Origin of the sequence: Synechococcus sp. R6-7, from assembly GCF_047461695.1 — a bacterium.
Lineage (GTDB): Bacteria > Cyanobacteriota > Cyanobacteriia > Thermostichales > Thermostichaceae > Thermostichus.
Genome location: NZ_JANSHS010000464.1, coordinates 1 through 4,132 on the forward strand (window position 1 = coordinate 1; position 4,132 = coordinate 4,132).

Genomic DNA, 4,132 nt, shown 5'->3' on the forward strand with positions numbered 1-4,132 from the left:
ATCCCGTGTCTGCTCGCTGAGGGTTCTTGCGAAAGCTCCCCGATGAAGCGAGAAGCCCACCCTGTACCCGTAGGGTCAGCGATGGGAGTATGTCACCTAGACCCTTTGCGGACGGAACGAGTTTTTTGTTAAGAGGCCGCCGGCAGAGGCAGCTTGACCTGAGACAAGGGGATCCTGCTCTCAGGTTTTTTGATTTTGAATGGGAAAGGATCCCTTGTTCTCTTTGTGGGGCTGTCTTCCGATGAAAGCTGCTGGGATAGATTTCGCGGAAACGGATCACTTTGAGGCGCCGCCTTTGACCACCAAGTTGCCCCTGCTGCTGGCCCCGGCGGGGGATTGGGAGTGTGCCAAGGCGGCAGTGGAAAACGGAGCCGATGCCATTTACTTTGGGCTGGAGCGCTTCAACGCCCGGATGCGCGCCCGCAACTTTACGGAAGCGGATTTGCCGGAACTGATGGCCTGGCTGCACCGGCGGGGGGTACGGGGCTATGTTACTTTGAATACTCTGGTTTTTCCAAGGGAGCTGACGGAAGCCGAGGGATACATCCGCTCGATGATTGCGGCGGGGGTGGATGCGGTGATTGTGCAGGATATTGGCATCGCCCGCCTGATCCGGCATCTTTCCCCCGATTTCCCCATCCATGCTTCCACGCAAATGACCATCACCAGTGGAGTGGGAGCGGAGTTTGCCGCTGAGCTGGGCTGTGAGGTGGTGGTGCTGGCGCGGGAATGTTCCCTCCAGGAAATCGCCCAGATCCGGGCCTATCTGGAAGAGAAGGGATCCTCCCTATCTCTGGAGGTCTTTGTGCATGGGGCGTTGTGCGTGGCCTACTCGGGGCAATGTCTGACCAGCGAGGCGCTGGGGGGGCGTTCGGCCAATCGGGGGGAATGTGCCCAAGCCTGCCGCATGCCCTATGAGCTGGTGGTAGACGGGATCCGCCGCGACTTGGGGGAGAAGCGGTATCTGCTCAGCCCTCAAGATTTGGCCGGGCTGGAGGTGCTGCCGGAGCTGGTGAAGCTGGGGATCCGCTGTCTGAAAATTGAGGGCCGACTGAAATCCCCAGAATATGTAGCCAATGTAACGCGGGTGTATCGGCAGGCCTTGGATGCGCTGGGAGCGGGGCAGCCGTGGCAGCCCTCGCAACAGGAACGCTACGAGCTGGAGATGAGCTTTTCTCGTGGGCTTTATACAGGCTGGCTGCGGGGCATCAACAACCAGGAGCTGGTGCACGCGCGGTTTGGCAAGAAACGGGGGGTTTACCTGGGGCAAGTGGTGGGGATCCAACAGGATCAGGTGGGGATCCGGCTGGAGGCACCCCTCAAAGCCGGGGATGGCGTGGTGTTTGATCAGGGGCAGCCGGAGTTACCGGAGCAGGGGGGACGGGTTTACCGGGTGCAAGAGAAGCAGGGGCTGGCCTGGATCAGCTTCGGAGAGGGGGTCATTGATCTCAAACGTCTGCGGGTGGGGGATCGCCTCTGGAAGACCAGCGACCCGGAACTGGAAAAGCGCCTGCGCCAAAGCTACGCCGGGGATCACCCCCGCTTTCAGCGGCCTGTCCACATGGAGGTTCACGGCCAAGTGGGATCCCCGCTGACGCTGATCCTGCGGGATGAGCAAGGCCATACGGTGCAGGTGGATTCGCCGCTGCCCCTGGAAGCTGCCCACCGCCAACCCCTCACCACCGAAAAACTGCGACAGCAACTGGGCCGTTTGGGCTCCACTCCTTTCAAGTTGGGATCCCTGCACAATGCCTTGCAGGGGGAGGTAATGCTGCCGGTGAGCCTGCTCAACCAGATGCGCCGACAAGCGGTGGAACGCCTACAAGCTCTGCGAGCTCAGCCCCCGCGCTGGCAACTCAATCCCGAAGCTCGCTGGCAAGATCTGGTGCCTTCTCAGGAGGAGCCCGAAAGGGGATCCCCGCAGTTGGTGGTGTTGGTGCGGGATCCGGCGCAACTGCCGGCGGCGATAGCCAGCGGTATTAGGCAGATCTATCTGGAGTTTGAGGATCCCCGCCGCTATCGGGAGGTGATCCGCACAACCAAAGCCATCCATCCTGAGGTGGAGCTGTGGGCTGCCCCGCCCCGCATCACCAAGCCGGGAGAAACCTGGATCCTAAAGCAAGTGTTGGCCGCTGGGGCCGATGGCTACTTGGTGAGAAATTACGATCATCTCCGTTTCTTTGCCGGGCAGCGCTGCATTGGGGATTTTTCCTTGAATGTGGCCAATCCCATCACGGCCCACTATCTCAAAACCCGTTACAACCTGGAGCGCCTGACGGCTTCCTATGACCTCAACCATGAGCAACTGGGATCCCTGCTGCAAGCCGGCCCCGCCCATAGGTATGAGGTTACCCTTCATCAACATATGCCCCTGTTCCACATGGAGCACTGCGTCTTTTGCGCCTTTTTATCCAGCGGAACGGATTACACCAATTGTGGTCGCCCATGTGAAAAACACGAGGTGAAGCTGAGGGACAGGGCCAATGTCGAGCACATTTTGAAGGCCGATGCCGGCTGTCGGAATACCCTCTACAACGGCAAGGCCCAAACGGGGGCAGAATATGTGCCGAAATTATTGGCCTTGGGCCTGCGCTATCTGCGCATCGAATTTTTGCATGAATCCCCCGCCGAGATTCAACAAACGCTGCATCGCTATCAGCAACTCTTACAAGGACAACTCAGCGGATCCCAACTGTGGCAGGAGCTGAAGCTACACAGCCAATTGGGGGTTACGCGCGGGTCTTTGGAGAGTTAACGGCTGCGCTGTCTTTCTCTAGGGCGCCGGCTCTGCAGCTGTGCTCCGACCGGAGCAATGCGAAAAACATTCCGGCAAAGTTGGCGTAAAATTTCCTCAGGGTATTGTTATTCCCAGGTGCTTCCCCAACCTCTTCTCAGCTTTTTCTCTATCCTCTGGTTGCCGTGAAACACACCCTCAGCGCCCTCGTGCAGGATCAGCCTGGCGTTTTAACCCGCATTGCGGGGATGTTTGCCCGTCGCGGCTTTAACATCGACAGCCTCACTGTTGGCCCCACCGAACGACCGGGGATCTCTCGCATCACCATGGTGGTGCAGGGAGATGAACACGATGTGGAGCAGATGACGAAGCAGCTCTACAAGCTCATCGACGTGCTGAAAGTTACCGATATCACCCATGTTCCCTGCGTGGAACGGGAGCTGATGCTGGTCAAGGTCAATGCCAGCCCCGATACCCGCTCCGCCATTATGGATGTGGCCCAAATGTTTCGCGCCCGGATTGTGGATGTGGCAGAAGAGTCTTTGACTCTCGAGGTAACCGGGGATCCCGGCAAAATGGTGGCCATCATCAAGATGTTGACCAGCTTTGGCATCCGTGAGATCGCCCGTACCGGCCTGGTGGCTCTCACCCGCGAGTCCGGCGTGAATACGGAATACCTGAAGCAACACCCCACCTTAGTTACCGTCTGATGGCCTCAGGGGAAGCGATGCCAAAACTGGGGTGGAGTTGTAGGGGATCGGTTCTGCGGGGCACGATTAGCCTTGTGGCTATTGTGCTGGTGGGGCTGCTGGTCGGCTGTGGCCCCAGGCCGCCAAAACCGATTGTGCAGCAGGCCCTCGCCTATCAGATCGCTCATGTGTCCGGGCCGGTGGGATCCTTAGTGGGCAGCGACCGGTTGTCGGCACATCTGGAATTGCAGGATGTGAAAATCCGCCAAGATCGCCGTGAACCTTTGCTGTTAGTCTCAGGAGAAACCCTGGAAGGCCATCACCTCAGCGGTACCTACACCCTAATCGTGCATCCGCCGGGATCCCGCCGCCCCTATCGCCGCAAAGGGGATCCCTTCCAGCTCACCCTGGCCCACCAAAAGGCACAAACTGTTGCTACACAACGCTCGCCCGACCGCGTCAAAACCGTGCCCGAACGGTGGCTGCTGGCCTACAGCTCACCGGATTCCAAGACTTGGGAGGTCATCGACTTTCTGCCTCAGCCCGCACCGGCACCGGAGTTGCCTCCTGCCGGGCCAGAACCTACACTGCCGGCAACTGCACCTGCTGCCGCCGACGTTGGCAGGACGGAGTCCGATGGAGCTCCCAGCCCTACCAATACTTCTACTCCCACCTGAAGTAGAGCATGACTCTAGTCAATAATAAGCTC

The 4,132-nt window shown here is 59.1% G+C and carries 3 protein-coding genes; all 3 read left to right on the forward strand.

What is annotated here, in order from left to right:
- The first annotated feature begins 241 nt into the window (after window positions 1–241).
- Entirely contained in the window at window positions 242–2,755 is a 2,514-nt protein-coding gene (locus NW815_RS12785) for a DUF3656 domain-containing U32 family peptidase (protein ID WP_414389292.1), read from the forward strand.
- 164 nt (window positions 2,756–2,919) lie between these two features.
- On the forward strand, window positions 2,920–3,444 hold the full coding sequence (gene ilvN, locus NW815_RS12790) for an acetolactate synthase small subunit (RefSeq protein WP_011432604.1): 525 nt from the start codon (window positions 2,920–2,922) through the stop codon (window positions 3,442–3,444).
- A 74-nt stretch (window positions 3,445–3,518) separates the two neighbouring features.
- Window positions 3,519–4,100: a hypothetical protein gene (locus NW815_RS12795; RefSeq protein ID WP_414389289.1), complete on the forward strand. Its 582-nt coding sequence runs from the start codon at window positions 3,519–3,521 to the stop codon at window positions 4,098–4,100.
- Window positions 4,101–4,132 lie beyond the last annotated feature (32 nt).